Origin of the sequence: Nocardia thailandica NBRC 100428 (genome assembly GCF_000308795.1) — a bacterium.
Lineage (GTDB): Bacteria > Actinomycetota > Actinomycetes > Mycobacteriales > Mycobacteriaceae > Nocardia > Nocardia thailandica.
The window spans coordinates 72,606-93,790 of record NZ_BAGK01000224.1; the positions used below are offsets into that span (position 1 = coordinate 72,606).

A 21,185-nucleotide genomic window follows, 5' to 3' on the forward strand; every position below is an offset into this window, starting at 1 on the left:
GCGCTTGCTCCGCCCGGCCACCGGGTCCTGGTCGATCACAGCACTGCCAGCACGGTTTCGGCGCCGACGGTCCGCTGACCGACCGTGACCAAGGGCTCGGTGCCCACGGGGAAGTAGGTGTCGACCCGGGATCCGAACCGGATCAGGCCGTAGGTGTCGCCGATGGTCAGCACGTCACCGGGCTGGGCGTCGCAGACGATGCGCCGCGCCAGCAGGCCCGCGATCTGCACCACGACGACCTGCTCGCCGTCGGTGGTGTCGATGACCATGCTGGTGCGCTCGTTGGCGTCGCTGGCCTCGGGCAGGTCCGCGGAGAGGAACTTGCCCGGCTGGTGCTGCACGTCACGCACGGTGCCCGCCACCGGCACGCGCTGGACGTGCACGTCGAGCACCGAGAGGAAGATGCTGACCCGGGGCAGCGGCTGATCGCCGAGTCCGAGTTCGGCGGGCGGCACGGCGGTGTCGACGAGGGCGACCTCGCCGTCGGCGGGCGCGACGACCACGCCGGGCCGGTTCGGCGGCACCCGGTGCGGGTGCCGGAAGAACGTGGCGCAGGCCAGCGCGGCGCCGATGCCGGCACGGCGCACCCACTTGTTCCGGCCACCGACCACGGCGACCGCCAGCGGGACCGCCACGAAGGGCAGGCCGGCGGGATGCAGCGGCGGGACGGCGGCCCGGACCAGGTCGGCCATGTGGCCGAGCGCGGTGGTGTCGGGCGTGCCGGGCGGGGTGGGACGGCGTGCCACAGGCTCCTTCTTTCTGCCGAACACGGATAAGGCAAGCGTTCACACCTTACGGGAACGCGGCCGACGGCACCCGGGGCCGGTGACCGGGGCCGGATTATGACAAAGACCACCATTTCCGCCGAACGGCGTTAACATGAGGACACCTCATGTTGATAACGTGAGGAAGCCTCACGTCCGGGCGTTCACACGCTGTGCACCGCCCGGCCACGGGCGATGCGGACCACATTTCGTTGCTTCGGGTACACCCGCCGGTGCAACCGCTGGTTGACAGGTACATAGGAGACGCACAATGGCTGCTCGAATCGCCCAGACGCCTGGGACCGATCACACAGCGATCCTCGGCCTCGGCGTGTACCGCCCCGCGCGGGTGGTCACGAACGACGAGATCGCCGGGCCGATCGACTCGAGCGACGAATGGATCCGCACCCGATCCGGCATCAAGACCCGCCGCTTCGCCTCGGACACCGAGACCATCCAGTCCATGAGCGTCGCCGCCGCCCGCGACGCCATGGAGGCCGCGGGCGTGGTCGCCGATCAGGTGGACTGCGTCATCGTGGCCACCTCGACCTATCTGCTGCTCACCCCCGCGGCGGGCCCGCAGATCGCCACCGAGCTCGGCATGACCGGCGCCGCCGCCTTCGACATCTCGGCGGGCTGCGCCGGGTTCTGTCACGCCCTGGCGCTGGCCTCGGACCTGGTGCGCTGCGGCACCGCGCAGAACGTGCTGGTGGTCGGCGTCGAGAAGCTGACCGACACGGTCGATTTCACCGACCGCTCGACGGCGTTCCTGTTCGCCGACGGCGCGGGCGCGGTCATCGTCGGCCCGACCGAGGAGCAGGGCATCGGCCCGACCGTGTGGGGCTCCGACGGCACCCAGCACCACGCCATCCGGCAGAACAAGGACTGGATGCAGTTCTTCGCCGAGATCGAGGAGAAGGGCCTGGACGCGGTGCGGCCCTACCTGGCCATGGAGGGCACCGCGGTGTTCCGCTGGGCCGCGCACTCGCTGGAGAAGGTCTGCCGGGACGCGATCGACCGGGCCGGGCTGGACACCGACGACCTCGACGCCATGATCCCGCACCAGGCCAACGGCCGGATCATCGAGATCATGGCCCGGGTACTGAAGCTACCCGCGGACTGCGCGCTGGCAAACGACATCGAGGACGCCGGGAACACCTCGGCCGCGTCCATCCCGCTCGCCATGGAGGCGCTGCTGCGCAAGGGCGAGTCGAAGCCGGGCGACACGGCCCTGCTCATCGCCTTCGGCGCCGGACTCTCCTACGCCGCACAGGTTGTCACGCTGCCCCGCTGGAAGTAGCGCGGCGGCACCCACCCCTGTCCGAACATCGGGGCAGGCCGGACGGCACACCGTCCGGCCTGCCCGGTTTGCGTCGGGGCGGACGAATCTGGCAAACTCTCCGCTATCCGATGGAGGCTCACCGATGCCGCTCAGCCACCAGGCCCCGTCGTCATCCCCCAATCCGAGGTGATCGGCCGTGAAACTGCGCTCCTTCCTGCACCGCAGGCACATCAACGAGGTGCCGCTCCTGCCCACGATCGAACCCGATGACAGCAGCCCGTTGCGCAACGCCTTCACCCTCCGCAGCACCCGCGCCCGGCGCGAGGAGCGGCTCGAACGCCTCCTCACCCCCTTCGAACTGGACATTCTCACCCACCACCGCGTCTGAGGTGGGCCACCCGCACGCGCCGGGGGGATACTCGACAGGTGAGCTCTCCCGCCGGTAACGCACCAGCCAAACCCGCCATCCTGAGCGTGGACGACGATCCGGGCGTCTCCCGGGCCGTCGTGCGCGACCTGCGCAGGCGCTACGGCGCCGACTACCGCATCCTGCGGGCCGAGTCCGGCGCGCAGGCGCTCGAGGCGCTGCGGGAGATGAAGCTGCGCGGGCAGGCCGTCGCCGTGCTCATCGCCGACTACCGGATGCCCGGGATGGACGGCATCGAGTTCCTCGAACAGGCCATGGACCTGCACCCCTACGCCCGCCGGGTGCTGCTGACCGCCTACGCCGACACGAGCGCCGCGATCGACGCGATCAACGTCGTCGACCTCGACCACTACCTGCTCAAACCGTGGGACCCGCCGGAGGAGAAGCTCTATCCGGTGCTGGACGGCCTGCTCGACGCCTGGCGCAGCTCCGAGCAGCGGCCGGTCCTCGAGACCAAGGTCGTCGGCGACCGCTGGTCCCCGCGGTCCTCGCAGGTACGGGAGTTCCTCGCCCGCAACCAGCTGCCCTACCGGTGGTACCCGGCCGACGAGCCCGAGGGCGCGCGGCTGCTGGAGGCCGCGGGCGCCGACCCGCTCTGCTGTCCGGTGGTGATCACCGCCGCGGGCACCGCGCTCGTGCAGCCCAGCGACGGCGAGCTCGCCGCCCAGGTCGGGCTGACCGTCGAGCCGAGCGGCGATTTCTACGATCTGATCGTGGTCGGCGGCGGACCCGCCGGGCTCGGCGCGGCGGTCTACGGCGCCTCGGAGGGCCTGCGCACCGTGCTGGTCGAGCGCACCGCGACCGGCGGGCAGGCCGGGCAGAGCTCCCGCATCGAGAACTACCTCGGCTTCCCCGACGGGCTGTCGGGCGCCCAGCTGGCCGACCGCGCCCGGAGGCAGGCCACGAAGTTCGGCGCCGAGATCGTCACGACCCGCGAGGTCGTCGGGCTCGAGGTCAACGGCTCGGCGCGCACGGTGCGCTTCGCCGACGGCGGGCGGCTGTGCGCGCACACCGTGCTCATCGCCACCGGCGTCGACTACCGCAGGCACCCGGCGCCCGGCGTCGACGAATTCACCGGCCGCGGCGTGTATTACGGGTCGGCGATGACCGAGGCCGCCGACTGCGCCGACCACGACGTCTACATCGTCGGCGGCGCCAACTCGGCGGGCCAGGCCGCGGTCTTCCTGTCCCGCACGGCGGCTCGCGTGCACCTGGTCGTGCGCGGCGACTCGCTGGAGAAGTCCATGTCGCACTACCTGATCCAGCAGATCGCCGGGATCCCGAACATCGTCGTGCACGCCGAGACCGAGGTGGTCGCCGCCGACGGCGACACCCACCTCGAGCGGATCGTGTTGCGCGACAACCGCTCCGCCACCGAGGAGAAGGTCGACGCGCAGCGGCTGTTCCTGTTCATCGGGGCCGCGCCGCAGACCGGCTGGCTCGACGGGGTGATCGAACGCGACCCGGCGGGCTACGTGCTCGCCGGACCCGACCTGATGGTCGACGGCGCCCGCCCGCGCGGCTGGGAACTGCCGCGGCCGCCGCACCACCTGGAGACGAGCGTGCCCGGGGTGTTCGTCGCGGGCGACGTCCACTCCGAATCCGCCAAGCGCGTCGCCTCGGCCGTCGGCGAGGGCGCCATGGCGGTCATGTTCGTACACCGGTACCTGGCCTAGGCGGCGCAGGAGTAGGGAGTCACAGCGATGGACGACACTGCCGTGCGGACCGCGATCTGCGATCCGGAGGAACTGCGCACGCTGTTCCTGTTCGAGCAGCTCGACGACAGCCAGCTCGCGCAGCTGTGCGAACACGGGCACATCGAATACCTGGAGCCGGGCCCGGTGTACCGCGAGGGCGACCCGGCGACCTGCTTCTACGTGCTCATCGAGGGCGAGGTCCGGCTGACCAAGCTGTCGGGGGGCACCGAGATCGAGATCAACCGCACCGACCACCGCGGCGTGTACGCGGGCGCCTGGACCGCCTACCTGGGCAACCGGGTCGACCAGACCTACCAGGGATCGATGTACGTCACCCGCCGCTCGCGGTTCCTCGTCCTCGCGGCCGCGGACTTCGCCCAGATGGTGCGCGACTGGTTCCCGATGGCCGTGCACCTGCTCGAGGGCGCCTTCTTCGGCAACCGCAAGTCCAACCAGCGCATCGCCGAACGGGAACGGCTGCTGGCGCTGGGTTCGCTCTCGGCCGGGCTGACCCACGAGCTGAACAATCCCGCCGCCGCGGCCGTGCGCGCCACCTCCGGGCTGCGCGAGCGGGTGGCGGGGATGCGGCACAAGCTCAAGATGATGGCGACCGGCAAGTTCACCCCCGAGGTACTGGTGAAGCTGGTCGAACTGCAGGAGCAGGCCGCCGACCAGGTCGGCAAGGCCCCCGAGCTCAGCCCGCTCGAGACCGCCGACCGCGAGGACGCGCTCGCCGACTGGTTCGACGAGCACGGCCTGGCCGACGGCTGGAACCTCGCGCCGACCTTCGTGCAGGCCGGCTTCGACGTCGACTGGCTCGAAGGCGTGCACGCCACGCTGGAGACCTGCGACGCCAAGGTGTTCGAGGGCGCGCTGCGCTGGCTGAACTACACCATCGAGACCGAGCTGCTGATGAACGAGATCGCGGACTCCACCACCCGGATCTCCACCCTGGTCGGCGCGGCCAAGCAGTATTCGCAGATGGACCGGGCCCCGTTCCAGGTCGTCGACGTGCACGAACTGCTCGACAGCACCCTGGTCATGCTCAACCGCAAGCTCGGCGACGGGGTGCGCGTGGTCAAGGACTACGACCGGAGCCTGCCGCCGCTGCCGTGCTTCGCGGCCGAACTGAACCAGGTCTGGACCAACCTGATCGACAACGCCGTCTACGCCATGGACGGGCAGGGCACGCTGACGGTGCGCACCTACCGCGAGAACGACTGCGCCGCGGTCGAGATCGGGGACACGGGTCCCGGCATCCCCGAGGAGACGCGCAGCCGCATCTTCGAGCCGTTCTTCACCACCAAGCCGGTGGGCGAGGGCACCGGGCTCGGGCTCGACATCTCGTTCCGGATCGTGGTGAACAAGCACGGCGGCGACATCCGGGTCGAGTCCGCTCCCGGCGACACGCGATTCATCGTGCGCCTCCCCCTGGAACGACCCGCCGCCACCGACGATGAACCGAGTTCGGCCGACGAAGGAGGTCAGTGATGTCCGAGGCGATCGAAGGGATCGACCCCGCGGTACCGCCCAGCGGTCCCGGCTGCGTGGAATGCGACGCGGCGGGCGGCTGGTGGGTGCACCTGCGCCGCTGCGCCCAGTGCGGGCACGTCGGCTGCTGCGACTCGTCCCCGTCGCAGCACGCCACCAAACACAACGCGGCCACCGGGCACCCGTTCATGCAGAGCTACGAGCCCGGCGAGGACTGGTTCTACAACTTCGTCACCGAGGAGATGTACGGCGGCGGGCCGGAGCTGGCGGCCCCGACCAGTCACCCGCTCGACCAGCCGGTACCCGGCCCCGCGGGCCGCGTGCCCGCCGACTGGCAGCAGCACGTGCACTGACCCCTACGGCACCTTGATCCCGATCAAGGCGGCCACCTTCGTGTCCGCCACGGCGGACGGCGAGCACACCAGCTTCGCGGTGCTCAGCGCCGCGCTGGGGCTGCCCTCGAGCACGCTGCCCGGGTTGGCGGCCAGGATCTGGTCGATGACGGTCTTCTGCGCGTCGTCGCCGAGCGCCTTGAACTGACCGCACGTGGTGTCCGCGCCGGCCGGCGCCGCGCCCGGGGTGGCGGGCGCCGAGGTGGCCGACGCCGAGGCGCCGCCGGACTTCGCCGGGGTGCTGGTCGCGGCCGCGGTCGTGGAAGCGGGCGTGCCGCGGCGCAGGCCGCTGGCGTCGTCGGTGTCGTCGCCGGAACCACAACCGACGAGGGTCAGGGAGATCATCCCCGCCGCCAGGACGACAAACGGCATTCGCTTCATGTGATGTATTCCCGCACGATCTCCGGCACCGGCAGTCCCCGGCACATCCCCGGCAGACTAGCGAGGATGCGTCGGGCCGGACAACAGGGGCCGAGACCGCGGCGGCCCCATAGACTCGACACGGTGGCAGAACTTTCGCTGACGGCCCGGCTCAACCCCTCCGCCGCCGACGCCCGGCGCGGGGTGGTCCGGCTGCATCCGGAGACACTGACCGCGCTCGGCCTGCGGGAGTGGGACGGGATCGCCCTCGTCGGCGCCCGGCGCACCGCCGCGGTGGTGGCCAAGGCGCCCGCGGGCACGCCGCCCGGCGTCGCCCTGCTCGACGACGTGACGCTGTCGAACGTCGGGCTGCGCGAGAACGCGGCGGTCACCGTCGCCCCCGTGACCGTGTACGGCGCCCGCCGGATCTCGCTGAGCGGGTCGGCGCAGGCCACGAGCAGCATCCCGGAGGCGACGCTGCGGCAGGCGCTGCTCGGCAAGGTCGTCACCGTGGGCGACACGGTCTCGCTGCTCCCCCGCGACCTGGGTCCCGACATCAGTTCCGCGGCGGCGGCGCAGGCGCTCTCGCGCACCTTCGGGGTGGCCTGGACGACCGAGCTGCTGACCGTGACCGCCATCGATCCGCTGCCGGGCCCGGTCAGCGTGCAGCCCAACACCGCCGTCGGCTGGGGCAGCGGGGTGGCCGCCGCCCGCCACGCGGTGGAGCGCGGGGACGCCGACGCCGACCCCGCCCGGGTGGCCGGGGTCGAACCGGCCGTCACCACCTCCGAGGGCGCGGCCGCGATCCCCGTCGAGGACCTCGCCGGGGTGCAGGGGCAGGCCGCCAAGCTCGGCGAATGGCTCAGCCTGGCGCTCGACGAACCCGAACTGCTCAAATCGCTCGGCGCGCCCGCCCGGCTCGGCGTACTGGTCACCGGCCCCGCCGGGGTGGGCAAGGCCACCCTGTCGCGGGCGGTCGCGGCGCCGCGGCGCGTGGTTGAGCTGGACGGGCCCTCCGTCGGCGCCACCGAGAGCGGCGCGCGACTGCGCGAGGTGGCGGCCGCGGTCGCCGACGTCGCCTCCGGCCGCGGCGGCATCCTGCTGATCACCGACATCGACGCGCTGCTGCCCGCCGACCCCGAACCCGTGGCCACCCTGCTGCTCGACCAGCTGCGCGCCGCGGTCGCGTCGCCGTGTGTCGCGCTGCTGGCCACCACCGCGCACCCCACCCGCGTCGACGCCCGCCTGCGCGCCCCCGACCTGTGCGACCGCGAACTGGCCCTGCCGTTGCCGACGGCCGCGATCCGGCGCGCCCTGCTCGAACAGCTCCTGCGCAAGGTGCCCGCCGAGGACCTCGACCTCGAGGTCGTCGCCTCGCGCACACCGGGTTTCGTGGTCGCCGACCTGGCCGCCCTGTGCCGGGAGGCGGCGGTCCGGGCGGCCGCGCGGGCCAGCAGGCAGCAGTCGGCGCCGCGGCTCGAGCAGGCCGATCTGATCGGCGCGCTCGAGGTCATCCGGCCGCTGTCCCGTTCGGGCAGCGAGGAACTCGCGATCGGCAGCCTCGACCTCGACGACGTCGGGGACATGGTCGAGACCAAACAGGCGCTCACCGAGGCGGTCCTGTGGCCGCTGCGCCACCCCGACTCCTTCGCCCGGCTCGGCATCGACCCGCCCCGCGGCGTGCTGCTCTACGGTCCCCCCGGCTGCGGCAAGACCTTCCTGGTGCGGGCGCTGGCGGGCACCGGCCAGCTCAGCGTGCACGCGGTCAAGGGCGCGGAGCTGATGGACAAGTGGGTCGGCGCCTCGGAGCGGGCGGTGCGCGAATTGTTCCAGCGTGCCCGCGATTCCGCGCCGTCGCTGATCTTCCTCGACGAGGTCGACGCCCTGGCGCCGCGGCGCGGGCAGAGCACCGACGGCGGCGTCGGCGACCGGGTCGTCGCCGCCCTGCTCACCGAACTCGACGGCGTCGAACCCCTGCGCGACGTGGTCGTCCTCGGCGCGACCAACCGCCCCGACCTCATCGACCCGGCCCTGCTGCGGCCCGGCCGCCTCGAACGCCTGGTCTTCGTCCCGCCGCCGGACGGCCCGGCGCGCCTGGACATCCTCCGCACCGCGGGCCGCTCGGTCCCCCTCGCCGCCGACGTCGACCTCGCGGCCCTGGCCGAGGATCTCGACGGCTACTCCGCCGCCGACTGCGCCGCCCTGCTGCGCGAGGCCGCCCTCGCCGCCCTGCGCCGCGACATGGCCGCCGCCGACGTCACCGCCGCCGACATCGCGGGCGCCCGGGCCACCGTCCGTCCCTCCCTCGACCCGGACCAGGTCGCTTCCCTGCGCCGCTACGCCGACAACCGCAAGGCCTGAGCCGCTACATGTAATCCGGTGCCATGCGGCTCCCCGTCCGTCGACGCTATCTCGGCATGCCGAGATCCGCGGCCCGCGACAGGAAGGCACGTTCCTCGTCGGATCTCGGCGTCACCGGGCGTCGGCAGCGTTCGAGGATGCGCACGGCCGGACCCAGCGTCGCGCCGAGCATCGACCGGAGAGCAGGGTTGTGGGACGAGAAGTACTCGTCGTAGACGGCGAGCGTCGTCCGCTCGAAGAGGTCCGAATCTATCTCGTACATGTCGGCGGCGATCGCCGTCAGACCGGTCGCGAGGCCCAGCACCGAGCAGATGTCGGTGTGCATCCGGACGAACAACTCGCCCACTCGCAACGCGGGACTCCACACGGTCTCGCCGTCGGCGTCGAACACGAAGCTCACCGGGCCAATCTACTGATCTGGGGTCCAGCGCCCGGCGCGGCGGCGGGCCGGTGCGAATCGGCGGGTCCGGCCTCCCGGAACACCCGGCCGTGCGCCGGTATCGTCGTACCGTGCTCAGGCCCGGGGACGTGCTCGACGCGGTGGCGGCCTTCGCCGCGGCGGCGGTGGGCGGGTCGGCGCTGTTCCTGCCCTTCGCCTTCAGCACCGTCGCCGACTCGGGCTCGCCGTACCGGATCACCAGTCTGGTCAACAGTGTCCCGCGCGGCGCGGCCCTCGGGCTCATCGTGGCGATGGTGGTCGCGGTCCTGCTCTACCCGGTGGCCCGGCCGATGGTGGGCTGGCTGGTCGGGGCGGGCGGGGCGCTCGCGCTCGGCCTGAATTACCTGATCGGGCTGCAGATGTCCTCGGCCGATGTGCTGACCACCCAGAACTACGTCGACTCCCTGTGCGGTGGCGTCGTTTTCGGGGCGGCCGGGATCAGCGCGCTGCGACGGACCGCCCCCGCGGCGGGCTTCACCGCGGGGACCGTGGCGATCTTCGTCTACGGCGAACTGGTCGCGCTGTTCGACGCCAACGGCGTGCTGGCGGGCGGCGCCCTGCACGCGCCGCGGTGGCTGATCGTCCTGGCGGCGGTGGTGCTGCTGGCCTCGGCGTACCGGCACCGGTATTCGATCATGCTCGGCGCCAAGCCGCGGCTGGCCGCCGACCTGCCGATCACCCCGATCCTGGCCACCACCATCCTGGCCATCGTGCTCCTGCTGGTCACCGAGTGGATGTCGGGCCAGTACGACGACGACCGCACCACCACCGTCCGGATCACGGTCGGCGTGGTGGTGACGGTGCTCGCCGCCTTCGTCGCCGCGCTGCTGCTGCCCGGCCGCGACGGCGCGGGGCTGCTGCCCGCGGTCAGCCTCGCCGCGGCCGCCGACGCGCTCGGCGACGCGCCGCGGCTGAGCTGGGGCCTGCTCACCATGACGATCGCGACCGCGGTCGGCATCCTGCTCGGCCTGCGGTATCCCCTGGCGACGCTGACCCTGCTCGGGTCGGCCGCCATCGCCGCGATCGCCGCCGTCGGCGGCTACTTCCCGACCACCCCGGCCTGGTATCTGGGCAACGCCCTCATCGCGGGCACCGGCGCGTTCGCCTGCACCGCGCTGCATCCGCGCTACCTGCCGATCGGGGTGCTCACCCGCGGCGCGCTGTATCTGCCGTCCATCACGTGGGCGGTCCCGACCCGCAACCGCAACTGGCCCGCGGGCGGCACCTTCGCCGACGCCGGGTTCCCCGGCCGGATCGCGCTGTCGGTCACCTTCGGCTCGGCGGTCGCGCTGTACCTGCTCTACCGGATCCGGCGGGTCCCGCAACCGGCGGGCTCATAGCCGGACCGGCCCGGACATGGGCGACGCGACATCCGCGCAACCGCCTCGCAGCCGCGAGCGCCCGTAGGATCGGGCCACGTCCCGTGATCCAGACGACCTGACGGAGGCCACTTGCCGGCCGTTCTGCTCATCCACGCCCTGGCCGCCCTCGCGGCCCCGATGTGCGTGCGGGCACTGGGCCGCAATGCCTTCTACCTCCTCGCGCTCGCGCCGCTGAGCGGGTTCGCGTGGGTGATCGCGCACTGGGGCGACCGGATCGAGACGCGGATCGCGTGGGCGCCGCAGATCTCGATGAACATCGACCTGAGCTTCGATTCCCTGGCGGCGGTGATGGCCTCGCTGGTGCTGGGCATCGGGACGCTCATCCTGGCCTACTGCGCACGGTATTTCGATCGTGACGAGGCGCGGCTCGGCGTGTTCGCCGCCGAGCTGACCGGTTTCGCCGGCGCCATGTTCGGCCTGGTCGTCAGCGACAACATGCTGCTGATGTACGTGTTCTGGGAGATCACGACGGTGCTGTCGTTCCTGCTCGTCGGCCATTACGCCGAGCGCGCGGTGAGCAGGCGGGCCGCGATCCAGGCGCTGCTGGTCACCGGGTCCGGCGGCCTGGCCATGCTGGTCGGCATCGTCATCCTCGGGCTGCGCTACGGAAGTTTCCTGTTCTCCGACATTCTCGCGGCGCCGGAGCCGCCCGCCGGGATCGCGGTGTCGGTGGCCGTCGGGCTCGTCCTGGTCGGCGCGCTGAGCAAGTCGGCGATCGTGCCGCTGCACTTCTGGCTGCCCGGCGCCATGGCCGCGCCGACGCCGGTCAGCGCCTATCTGCACGCGGCGGCCATGGTGAAAGCCGGTGTCTACCTGGTGGCCCGGCTCGCGCCCGCGTTCGCGCAGACCCCGCCCTGGCACGCGATCGTCCTGCCCCTCGGGGTGGTGTCGATGCTGCTGGCGGGCTGGCGGGCCATGCAGGTCTACGACCTGAAACTGGTGCTGGCCTTCGGCACGGTGAGCCAGCTGGGCTTGCTCATCAGCCTGGTCGCGGTCGGCACTCCCGACGCGGCGCTGGCCGGGATGACGCTCGTGATGGCCCACGCGCTGTTCAAGGCGGCGCTGTTCATGGTCGTGGGCATCATCGATCACGGCGCGGGCACGCGGGACCTGCGCGTGCTGTCCGGGCTCGGCAGGCGGGCGCCCGTGCTGTGCGCGATCGCGACGACCGCGGCGCTGAGCATGGCGGGTATCCCGCCGCTGGTCGGGTTCGTCGGCAAGGAGTCGGCGCTGTCCGCGGTGCTCGCGGCGGACGTGCTGCCGCCCGCGGGCCGCTACGCCCTGCTGGCGGGCATCGTCGTCGGGTCGGCGCTGACCGTCGGCTACAGCGCCCGCTTCGTCTGGGGCGCCTTCGCCACCAAACCCGGTGTGGACGCGCCCGGCTCGTGGCACGCGCCGGGGGTGTCGCTGCTGGCCCCACCCGCGATCCTGGCGGTCCTGAGCCTGCTGGAGGGCCTGGCCGCGGCACAGGTCGACGGGATCACGCGGCCCTACGCCGAGACCCTGCCGGGCACCCTGGACGAACATCTCGCGCTCTGGCACGGATTCGGCGTCCCGCTGCTGCTGACGGCGGTGGTCATCATGGCGGGCCTGAGCCTGTTCCTGGTGCGCGGGCGGATCATCGAATCCGCGCATCCGTGGCTGGGCAACGCCGACCGCGCCTACGACGCCGCGCTGCGCGGCATGGACCTGATCTCGCTGCGGATCACCGGCACCGTGCAGTCGGGTTCGCTGCCGGCCAGCCAGGCCGCCATCCTGGTCACCCTCATCGTCGTCCCGGTCGTGCTGCTGGCCACCGGCACCCGGTCCGGAGTGAGCCTGCGCCTGTGGGATTCGCCGTTGCAGCTCGCGATCGGCGCCATCATGATCGCGACGGCCTTCGCGGCGACCGTCCTGCGCAACCGCCTGGCCAGCGTGCTCGTCGTCGGCGTCACGGGGTATGGCTGCGGCGTGATCTTCGCCCTGCACGGCGCGCCGGACCTGGCGCTGACCCAGTTCCTGGTCGAGACGCTGACCCTGGTCATCTTCGTGCTGGTCCTGCGGGCCTTCCCGGCCGAGATCGAACCCGAACGCGCCACCGCGGGCAAGCTGCGCCGCGCGATCCTCGCGGCCGGCGTCGGCGCCACCGTCACGGTGCTGGCGGCCTTCGCCACCGCGGCCCGCTCGGCCGAGCCGATCTGGCACCTGCTGCCCGCGGCCGCCTACGAGCGCGGCGGCGGGAAGAACACCGTCAACGTGCTGCTGGTCGACATCCGCGCCTGGGACACCCTCGGCGAGATCTCGGTGCTGGTCGTGGCCGCGACCGGCGTCGCCTCCCTGGTGTTCCGCAGCCGCCGCTTCGGCAGCGCGCCCCGGGCCGCCGACGCCCCCGGCTACGACCCCGACGTGGTGAGCTGGCTACCCGCCGCCCGGTTGCTCGACCGGCGCTACCGTTCGATGGTCCTGCAGATCACCACGCGGCTGATCTTCCCGACCATCATGGTGCTGTCGGTGTACTTCTTCTTCGCCGGGCACAACGCGCCGGGCGGCGGCTTCGCGGGCGGCCTCACCGCGGGGCTCGCCCTGACCCTGCGCTACCTGGCGGGCGGCCGCTACGAACTCGGCGAGGCGCTGCCGGTCGACGCAGGCCACCTGCTCGGGGCGGGCCTGACCCTGGCCGCGGGCACCGCGACCGCCTCGCTGCTGCTCGGCGCGCCGCCGCTGTCCTCGGCCGTCGTCACCGTGACGCTGCCGCTGCTCGGCCAGATCAAGCTGGTCACCGCGCTGTTCTTCGATCTCGGCGTGTACCTGATCGTGGTCGGCCTCGTCCTGGACGTGCTGCGCAGCCTCGGCGCCCGCCTCGACGACGAACTGTCCGACCACGAGGCCGACGAACTCGACGAGGACGTGATCCGATGAGCGCGAACCTGGTCCTGCTGCTCGTGGTCGGCGTCCTCGTCGCCTGCGGGGTGTACCTGATCCTGGAGCGGGTGGTGTCGAAGATGCTGCTCGGGATGATCCTGCTCGGCAACGGGGTCAACATCCTCATCCTCACCATGGGCGGCCCCGACGGGCGGCCGCCCATCCTGCCCGGCTCCGACACCTCCCCCGCGGGGATGGCCGACCCGCTCGCGCAGGCCATGGTGCTCACCGCGATCGTGATCACCATGGGCCTTGCCGCTTTCGTGCTCGCGCTGGCCTACCGGGCCTACATGCTGACCACGACCGAGGACGTGTCGACCGACCCCGAGGACGAGAAGGTGGCCCGCCGGCGCGAAGGCGAGGACCCCGAGGAATGAGCGAGATCCTGACGCCCGGACTGCTTCCCGGCCTCGCGGCGCTGCCGGTGCTGGTGCCGCTGCTCGGCGCGGCCGCCACGCTGGTCTTCGGCCGCAGCCCGCGGGTGCAGCGGCTGGCCTCGCTGAGCGCGCTGAGCGCGGTGACGGTGATCAGCGCGATCCTGCTCTATCTGGCCGACCGCTACGGCACCACCGCGGTGCAGGTCGGCGGCTGGGACAGCCCCATCGGCATCACCCTGGTGGTGGACCGGCTGTCGGCGGCGATGCTGCTCGTGTCGTCGTTCGTGCTGCTGCTCGTCTCGATCTACGGTGCGGGACAGAACCTCTCCGACGGCGACGACCGCCAGCCGACGTCCATCTACCGGCCGACCTATCTCGTCCTGACGGCCGGGGTGTGCGCGACCTTCCTCGCAGGCGACCTGTTCAACCTGTTCGTCGGCTTCGAGGTGCTGCTGGTCGCCTCGTTCGTGCTGCTGACGGTCGGCGCCACCGAGGAACGCATCCGCACCGGCATCGCCTACGTCATGGTGTCGATGGTGTCCTCGCTGATCTTCCTGATCGGCATCGCCCTCACCTACGGCGCCACCGGCACCCTGAATCTGGCCCAGCTCGCGCTGCGCCTCGGCGCCGCCCCGGACGGCGTCCGCACCGCCTGCTACGCGGTCCTGCTGGTGGCCTTCGGCATCAAGGCCGCGATCTTCCCGCTGTCGAGCTGGCTGCCCGACTCTTATCCGACCGCGCCCGCGCCGGTGACCGCGGTGTTCGCCGGCCTGCTCACGAAGGTCGGCGTGTACGCGATCATCCGCACGCACACGCTGTGGTTCCCCGACGGCGCGTTCGACGACCTGCTGCTGGTCGCGGGCCTGGCCACGATGGTGATCGGCATCCTGGGCGCCATCGCGCAGAGCGACATCCGCCGCCTGCTGTCGTTCACGCTGGTCAGCCACATCGGCTACATGGTGTTCGGCATCGGGTTGTCCAGCGTGGCCGGGCTGACCGGGGCGGTCTACTACATCGCCCACCACATCCTGGTGCAGACCTCGCTGTTCCTGGTGGCGGGCCTGATCGAACGGCAGGCCGGGTCGGTCTCGCTGCGCCGCCTCGGCGGGCTGGCCACGGCGAGCCCGGTGCTGGCGGTGCTGTTCCTCGTGCCCGCCCTGAATCTCGGTGGCATTCCGCCGTTCTCGGGGTTCATCGGCAAGGTCGCGCTGCTGGAGGCGGGCGCGGAGAACGGCAGCGTGCTGTCGTGGATCCTGGTCGGCGGGTCGGTGGTCACCAGCCTGCTGACGCTGTACGCGGTGGCGCGGGTGTGGAGCAAGGCGTTCTGGCGGCCGCGCGCCGAGGCGCCCGAGGGCCATCTCGCGGCCGCCAAACCGCCCACCCTGGTCGAGGACTCGACCGACGTGCGCTACGACGAGCGCACCGATCCGGGCCGGATGCCGGGGCTGATGGTCGCCGCGACGGCCGGGCTCATCGCCGCGGGGCTGGCGCTGACCGTCCTGGCCGGGCCGGTCCTCGGCATCGCCGAACGCGCCGCCACCGACCTCGACGACCCGGCCGTCTACATCACCGCCGTGCTCGGGGGTGAACCGCGATGATCGTGGCCCGGCTGTTCCATCGCGACAACGTCCTGCGCACCGCGGTGCTGGTCTGGCTGACCGTCGTCTACGTGGCGCTCTGGGGCGACCTGAGCGTGGCCAACGTCGTGGCCGGGATCGTGGTCGCGCTCGTCGTGACGATCGCCCTTCCGCTGCCGCGCATCCCCGCCACCGGGCGGCTGCGGCCGGTGGCGCTGGTCAAGCTCGTCGCGGTCGGCATCTACTACGCGCTCGAATCGAGCCTGCAGGTCGCGTGGCTGGCCCTGCGGCCCGGCCCGCCCCCGGTCTCGGGCGTGCTCCGGGTGCATCTCGGCATCCAGTCCGACCTGGTCCTCGTGCTGTGCACCGACCTGCTGAACCTGATCCCGGGCACCATGGTGCTCGAACTCGACCGGTCCAAATGCGTGGCGTTCGTGCACGTGCTCGACATCGGGTCCGACGAGGCGGTGGCCAAGTTCTACGCGGTCACCCGCCGCGTGGAGGGGCTGCTGATCGACGCGTTCGAACGGCCCGCCGACCGGCGCCGACCCGACACCACGGAGGTGCAATCGTGAGGATCGTCGCGGTGATCGCGGGCGGGCTGCTGCTGGCCGCCGCGATCATCACCGTCTACCGGGTGCTGGCGGGCCCGAGCACCCTGGACCGGGTCGTCGGCATCGACTCGCTCACCGCCATGGCGGCCGCCGGCCTGGCCGTGTGGGCGGTCTACAGCCGCGACACCACGGTCGTCCCGGCCATCGCCGCGCTGTGCCTGGTCGGCTTCCTCGGCTCGGCGGCGGTCACCCGGTTCCGCGTGCGGGACGACCGGTGAGGGGCGCCGCCGCCGGGGCCACCGAGCGACGGGCGGGAGGACACCGCCGATGAGCACGGCGCTGCACTGGATCGCCGGTACCTTCCTGCTGGCCGGCGCCGCGCTGTCGCTGACCGCGGCCATCGGCATCGTGCGCTTCCCCGACACGCTGACCCGCATGCACGCGGCGACCAAGCCCCAGGTGGTCGGCCTCGTGCTGGTCCTGCTCGGCGCGGCGATCGAGCTGCGGCACGACGTCAACGCCTGGATGCTGGTGCTGTTCTCGCTGTTCACGCTGCTGACCGCGCCCGTCATCGCCCACCTGCTCGGCCGCACCGCCTACCGCGAACAGCGCACGCAGGACGGGTTCGGGCAGTGACACGGGCGGCCGGCGCCGCTGGTTCTCGGCCTCGTGACCTCGGCGACGAGGGCCGATCCTTCGCCGTCGGCGTGACGCCCCGGCCCTCATCGCCGAGGCGGCCGAAAACCGTTCGGGGTGGGTTCGGGGGTGGGTTCGGGGCGCGCTGACCGGGTGCGGCTGAACCAGGTCAGGTGGAAGGCGGTCACGTACGACGCCAGCGCGCCGATGACCAGCATGCCCGCGACGATGGGGTACTCGGCCATCGGCACCGCCAGATAGCGGTAGGAGGCCAGCAGGGCGGCGAAGAGCGCCGCCCCCGCGGCAACCATGCGGATCCGGGACCCGTTCCAGCCGAGTTCGGGCGCGCGCAGCGCGGACTCGACGGTCAGGCACAGCACCGCGCCCGCCACCAGGTCGACGCCGTAGTGGTAACCGAAGCCCAGCGTCGCCGTCAGCGTGGCGACCAGCCAGAAGGCGCCGCCCCAGCGCAGCCACCAGGGCGCCCGGTTGCCGTCCAGGTCGCGGCGGGTGTGGATGAACACGGCCAGCGCCCAGGCGGTGTGCATGGACGGCATGCAGTTGCGCGGGGTGTAGGAGTCGAACGGCAGCGCGGCGGGCGCCGGGTCGAGCGGGGGCACGACGTCGGGCCAGAAGTTGCCGACCTGGAGCCCGTGGCCGTCGGGCCCGAAGGCGAACATCGGCCCGACCACCGGGAACAGCACGTAGCACAGCGGCCCGACCAGCCCGAGGACCAGGAAGGTCCGCACCAGGTAGTGACCCGGCCACCGCCCGTCGGCGACCACCCGGCGCAGCTGCCAGACCGCCACCACGATCGCGGCGACCGGCAGCTCGATGTAGACCCAGTGCAGGACCGCGTACACCTCGGGCCCGAGCACGTCGAGCACCCGGCCGACGACCCAGGAGGGGTCGCCGAGCGCGTGGTCGGCCAGCATCACGTACTCGTCGAGCACCGACGGCCGGGCGACGGTCGTGATGTGCAGCCACACGTCGCCGACCTTGGTGGCCAGGATGAGCAGCGCGCCGAGCGCGGCCGCGTGCAGGGCGGTCCGGCGTTCGGTCCCGCGCCAGCGCACCAGCGCGACGACCGCGATGGCGGTGAGCACGATGACCGGCCCGTTGCCGACCGAGAACGGCTTCCCGTCGAGCAGCCGCAGGCTCGCCCCCACCACGTCGATGCCGATCGCGGCGCCCGCGGCGACGAAGCGGCGCCGCGGGGTCAGCCCGACCAGCGCGAGGACGAGACCCGCCCAGGGCACCGACATCGATTTGGGCGTGCCGAGATAGTCGCGGGCCAGGCTGGCCAGCGGCCCCTCGAAGTCCTCCAGGGCGGCGACGACCTGCAATCCGACCAGCAGCGCGACGACCGCCGCGACCGCCGAGACGGCGAGCACGGCCGTGCGGCGAGCCTGCGACGCACCCGTGTCCGCCCCCGAACCGACACGTGGCTGTTCGACAAGCATCCGACCATCGTAAACGGCGGGTGAACGTCACCCGTCCGCGCGGCTGAACGCTACTGATCCAGCTCCCGTACCAGGGAATCGACGACCGCGACGAGATCGCCCTGCGTTTCCGAGGCGACCCGGCGTTGCCGCTGGTAGGAGGCGCCGCGGCGCGGGATCTCGGCGACGGAGGCGAGTTCGTCGAGGCAGCCGAGTTTCGCCGCGGTCGGCTCGAGCCGGACCAGCAGCTCCGCGAGGTCGTCGGTGACCAGGCGCTCGTCGGAGTCGTCGTCGACGATCACGATGGCGTCCAGGCCGTACCGGGCCGCACGCCACTTGTTCTCCTGGACGTGCCACGGCGGCAGCGTCGGCAGCGTCTCGCCGGCCTCCAGGCGCTGATCGAGGTCGACCACGAGGCAGTGGATGAGGGCGGCGACGGCGGCCAGCTCGGCGTGGGTGGACAGGCCGTCGCAGACCCGGATCTCGATGGTGCCCCACTTGGGCGCGGGCCGGATGTCCCAGTGCATGCCGCCGAGCTGTTCGAACACACCGGTTTTCATCTGGTCGTGCACGAAATGCTCGAACTGCGACCAGTTCTCGAACTGGAACGGCAGCCCGGCCGTGGGCAGCTGCTGGAACATCAGGGCCCGGTTGCTCGCGTAGGCGGTGTCGTCGCCGGACCACATCGGCGAGGACGCCGAGAGCGCGAGCAGGTGCGGGTAGGACAGCAGCAGCGAGTTCAGGATGGGAAAGACCTTGTCGCGGTGCGACACTCCGACGTGGACGTGCACACCCCAGATGAGCATCTGCCTGCCCCACCACTGGGTGCGGTCGATGAGCTCGTCGTAGTGCGGTGAGCGCGTGAGCTGCTGGGCCGACCACTGGGCGAACGGATGGGTGCCCGCGCAGAACAGGTCGACGCCGACCTCGTCGGCGGCCCGGCGCACGTGGTCCATCGTGTCGCGCAGCTCGCCGACGGCGGCGCCGACGGTCTCGTGCACGCCGGTCACCAATTCGACGGTGTTGCGCAGCAGTTCCTTGGTGACCCGCGGGGTGCCGTCGTGCGCGTGCCGCAGGTCACCGATGCGGTCGAAGACCTCGGCGGAGGTGTTGGACAGATCGCGCGTCACCTTGTCGACGAGCGCGATCTCCCATTCGATCCCGATCGTGGGCCGGGGCGATCCGTGGAAGGGTACCGGCTGGACTGCCCCGGCCATCGTCAGCCGATCAGGCGATCACGCCGCAGGCGACGCGGGTGCCCGCGTCGCCGGTGCTCAGCGTGGTCTCGTCCGGACCCGTGCCGCCCTCGCGGGTGTAGCGCGGCGGGATGTTGCCGAAGTTGTCGGCGCCGCTGTGGATGATCAGGGCCTTGCCCTTGATCTGGTCGAGGGTGACCGCGTCGGTGGTGGTGACCAGCTTGGCCGAACCGTCGCCGCGGACCTCGAGCGAGGTCAGGTCGCCGCTGGAGGGGTGCGCGTTGGCGGCGCCGACCTGCAGGTGGCCACCCGCCGAGCTGAAATCGCCCTCGCACTTGCCGGTCTGGTGCACGTGCAGGCCGTGGAAGCCGGGGGTCAGCCCGCGCGCCTCGACGGTGACCTGGACGTGGTTGCCGTCCTTGGCGAAGGTCGCGGTGCCGACGGCGGCGCCCGAACCGTCCTTGAGCTCGGTCTTCAGGCTGCCCGGCGCGGCGCCGCTGTCGCCGTGTCCCTCGCCGGTGGGGGTGCCGTGGCCGCCACCGTGCTCACCGCCGGTGCCCGCGGGCGCGGCCGAGCTGGTCCACACCGGCGGCGTGGTCCCCTTGACGTCGCTCGACTCCTGGCTGTTGCTGCAGGCGACGAGGCCGAACGCGGCCACTGCCAGCACCGGGGTCACAGTCCGCCAGGACGGGCGACGAGTTGTGGACGGGGCCATCAGGGAGCTCCTTGCGAAGTGGACAGGTTCGTTACCGACAGAATGATGCCATAGTGCCGATTCCCGGCCGCGGCACCGCCACGGCGCGCGGAGTCAGCTGCCGGTGAGAATGACGACCACTCCCGGCGCGTTGTCGCTGTACCCGCTCGTCTTCGGCGCGACCGTGCCGCCGACCTCGGCGGCGACGGCGGTGGCGGCGGCCTTGTCACCCGCGCCGGAGCCGTAATACACCGTGGTGGTGCTCAGATTCGCGCCGCTGTAGTTGCCGGTGCTGACGTTGGTCCAGCCGTCGGCGGTCAGCTCGTTGGCGGTCCGGGCGGCCAGGCCGGCGACCATGCTGTTGTTGAGCACCTTCACCGGGACCGCGCGGTCGCCGCCGCCGGACGCGGCGGTCGAGGTGGTCGTCGGCGCGGCGGTGGTCGTCGTGACGGGTGGCGGGGTGGTGGTCACCGGCGCGGCGGTCGACGACGCGGTGGTGGCGGGCACCTGGGCCACGGCGGAGGTGGTCGACGAGGCCGGAGCCTCGGTGGCCTGCTCCTGCGCGGCGGAACTCTCCGAGTTCGACAGCGACATCGCGCCGAGCCCGGCGAACACGATGGCCAGGGCGATCAACACCATCGCCAGTGCGCGCAGCGGCGGGCCGCCGGGTGTGGGATTCGGGTTGCTCACCCGCGCAACCCTAGTCGCATCGAGGCCGCTGTGACCGTCATGTCAGACCTGGAAACCCAGCCGGCGCGCGGCCCGGGCCTTCTGCCTGCTGGCCCGCAGCCGCCGCAGGCGCTTGACCAGCATGGGGTCGGCGGCCAGCGCCTCGTCCTTGTCGACGATGGCGTTGAGCACCTGGTAGTACCGGGTGGCCGAGAGGCCGAACAGCTCGCGGATCGCGTCCTCCTTGGCGCCCGCGTACTTCCACCACTTGCGTTCGAAGTCCAGGATTTCCCGTTCACGCCTGGTGAGGCCGCCCGGCTCCTCGAACTGCTCGGTCGCGGCTGCGGTGGCGGCGTTCGCGTCACCCGCAGCAATGTTTCTGGCCGCTGCGCCGTCCATCTTGCTCCCTCGCCGAGTAACCACGAGACGAAACCGACATCTACACGTCGGCCATATTCAACCACGCCGGAGGAGCTTCGTCCGCCCGATGTCGCGGCGTGTTGACCGGGCGCCGACAACGGGTGGCGCGCGCCACAGGGGCCGA

Annotated in this window: 21 protein-coding genes; 13 read left to right on the top strand and 8 right to left on the bottom strand. The window is 72.0% G+C overall.

The annotated features are described in order from the left end of the window. Positions 1-35: 35 nt before the first annotated feature. The gene (locus tag ON36_RS26005; protein WP_043658794.1) at positions 36-746 is read right to left on the bottom strand and encodes a phosphatidylserine decarboxylase; all 711 of its coding nucleotides are present in this window, start codon (positions 744-746) and stop codon (positions 36-38) included. Between the two features lie 289 nt (positions 747-1,035). On the opposite strand from ON36_RS26005, the gene ON36_RS26010 reads away from it, so the two are divergent. From ON36_RS26010 to ON36_RS26030, 5 genes are all read left to right on the top strand, one after another. Next, positions 1,036-2,064: a beta-ketoacyl-ACP synthase III gene (locus tag ON36_RS26010; RefSeq protein ID WP_043658796.1), complete on the top strand. Its 1,029-nt coding sequence runs from the start codon at positions 1,036-1,038 to the stop codon at positions 2,062-2,064. Positions 2,065-2,242: 178 nt separating this feature from the next. Then, positions 2,243-2,434 carry a hypothetical protein gene (locus tag ON36_RS26015; RefSeq protein ID WP_043658798.1) on the top strand — a complete coding sequence of 64 codons (192 nt, stop codon included), beginning with the start codon at positions 2,243-2,245 and terminating at the stop codon, positions 2,432-2,434. Positions 2,435-2,472: 38 nt separating this feature from the next. Then, a complete protein-coding gene (locus ON36_RS26020) occupies positions 2,473-4,149 on the top strand; it encodes an NAD(P)/FAD-dependent oxidoreductase (protein WP_043658799.1) in 1,677 nt (558 codons plus the stop codon). A gap of 27 nt (positions 4,150-4,176) precedes the next feature. Then, the gene (locus ON36_RS26025) at positions 4,177-5,661 is read left to right on the top strand and encodes an ATP-binding protein (RefSeq protein WP_043658801.1); all 1,485 of its coding nucleotides are present in this window, start codon (positions 4,177-4,179) and stop codon (positions 5,659-5,661) included. Beyond that, a complete protein-coding gene (locus ON36_RS26030) occupies positions 5,661-6,014 on the top strand; it encodes a UBP-type zinc finger domain-containing protein (RefSeq protein WP_043658804.1) in 354 nt (117 codons plus the stop codon). The genes ON36_RS26025 and ON36_RS26030 overlap by 1 nt, the downstream gene beginning before the upstream one ends. Positions 6,015-6,017: 3 nt before the next feature. Here the strand turns inward: ON36_RS26030 and ON36_RS26035 are convergent, their stop codons facing one another. After that, the gene (locus tag ON36_RS26035; protein WP_245558206.1) at positions 6,018-6,425 is read right to left on the bottom strand and encodes a hypothetical protein; all 408 of its coding nucleotides are present in this window, start codon (positions 6,423-6,425) and stop codon (positions 6,018-6,020) included. Between the two features lie 75 nt (positions 6,426-6,500). On the opposite strand from ON36_RS26035, the gene ON36_RS26040 reads away from it, so the two are divergent. Continuing rightward, the gene (locus tag ON36_RS26040; protein WP_083885430.1) at positions 6,501-8,774 is read left to right on the top strand and encodes an AAA family ATPase; all 2,274 of its coding nucleotides are present in this window, start codon (positions 6,501-6,503) and stop codon (positions 8,772-8,774) included. Between the two features lie 46 nt (positions 8,775-8,820). Here ON36_RS26040 and ON36_RS26045 read toward each other — a convergent pair whose 3' ends face one another. Next, a complete protein-coding gene (locus ON36_RS26045) occupies positions 8,821-9,174 on the bottom strand; it encodes a DUF6086 family protein (protein WP_043658809.1) in 354 nt (117 codons plus the stop codon). 110 nt (positions 9,175-9,284) lie between these two features. Here ON36_RS26045 and ON36_RS26050 point away from each other — a divergent pair, with 110 nt between their 5' ends. The 7 genes from ON36_RS26050 (at position 9,285) to mnhG (ending at position 16,640) form a co-directional block, all read left to right on the top strand. Continuing rightward, complete coding sequence (locus ON36_RS26050; protein WP_157225010.1) at positions 9,285-10,553, top strand: hypothetical protein; 1,269 nt, start codon at positions 9,285-9,287, stop codon at positions 10,551-10,553. Between the two features lie 111 nt (positions 10,554-10,664). Next, complete coding sequence (locus tag ON36_RS26055) at positions 10,665-13,493, top strand: Na+/H+ antiporter subunit A (protein WP_043658813.1); 2,829 nt, start codon at positions 10,665-10,667, stop codon at positions 13,491-13,493. Continuing rightward, complete coding sequence (locus ON36_RS26060) at positions 13,490-13,873, top strand: Na(+)/H(+) antiporter subunit C (RefSeq protein WP_043658815.1); 384 nt, start codon at positions 13,490-13,492, stop codon at positions 13,871-13,873. The genes ON36_RS26055 and ON36_RS26060 overlap by 4 nt, the downstream gene beginning before the upstream one ends. Continuing rightward, entirely contained in the window at positions 13,870-15,471 is a 1,602-nt protein-coding gene (locus ON36_RS26065; RefSeq protein ID WP_043658817.1) for a Na+/H+ antiporter subunit D, read from the top strand. Before ON36_RS26060 ends, ON36_RS26065 begins: the two co-directional genes overlap by 4 nt. Then, a complete protein-coding gene (locus tag ON36_RS26070; protein ID WP_043658819.1) occupies positions 15,468-16,025 on the top strand; it encodes a Na+/H+ antiporter subunit E in 558 nt (185 codons plus the stop codon). Before ON36_RS26065 ends, ON36_RS26070 begins: the two co-directional genes overlap by 4 nt. Next, positions 16,022-16,282, top strand: coding sequence for a monovalent cation/H+ antiporter complex subunit F (locus ON36_RS26075; protein WP_043658821.1), 261 nt, complete (start codon positions 16,022-16,024; stop codon positions 16,280-16,282). Before ON36_RS26070 ends, ON36_RS26075 begins: the two co-directional genes overlap by 4 nt. 49 nt (positions 16,283-16,331) lie before the next feature. After that, complete coding sequence (gene mnhG, locus ON36_RS26080) at positions 16,332-16,640, top strand: monovalent cation/H(+) antiporter subunit G (RefSeq protein ID WP_043658823.1); 309 nt, start codon at positions 16,332-16,334, stop codon at positions 16,638-16,640. Between the two features lie 86 nt (positions 16,641-16,726). Here mnhG and ON36_RS26085 read toward each other — a convergent pair whose 3' ends face one another. From ON36_RS26085 to napA, 5 genes are all read right to left on the bottom strand, one after another. After that, a complete protein-coding gene (locus ON36_RS26085; protein WP_043658824.1) occupies positions 16,727-18,103 on the bottom strand; it encodes a phosphatase PAP2 family protein in 1,377 nt (458 codons plus the stop codon). Positions 18,104-18,153: 50 nt separating this feature from the next. After that, positions 18,154-19,299, bottom strand: a complete 1,146-nt coding sequence (locus tag ON36_RS26090) for a glutamate--cysteine ligase (protein ID WP_043658825.1) — start codon at positions 19,297-19,299, stop codon at positions 18,154-18,156. A gap of 10 nt (positions 19,300-19,309) precedes the next feature. Further along, a complete protein-coding gene (gene sodC / locus ON36_RS26095; protein ID WP_043658827.1) occupies positions 19,310-19,993 on the bottom strand; it encodes a superoxide dismutase[Cu-Zn] in 684 nt (227 codons plus the stop codon). 93 nt (positions 19,994-20,086) lie between these two features. Then, positions 20,087-20,662: a LytR C-terminal domain-containing protein gene (locus tag ON36_RS26100; RefSeq protein WP_043658828.1), complete on the bottom strand. Its 576-nt coding sequence runs from the start codon at positions 20,660-20,662 to the stop codon at positions 20,087-20,089. Positions 20,663-20,704: 42 nt separating this feature from the next. After that, the gene (napA, locus tag ON36_RS26105) at positions 20,705-21,040 is read right to left on the bottom strand and encodes a nucleoid-associated protein NapA (protein WP_043658830.1); all 336 of its coding nucleotides are present in this window, start codon (positions 21,038-21,040) and stop codon (positions 20,705-20,707) included. Between the last annotated feature and the right edge of the window lie 145 nt (positions 21,041-21,185).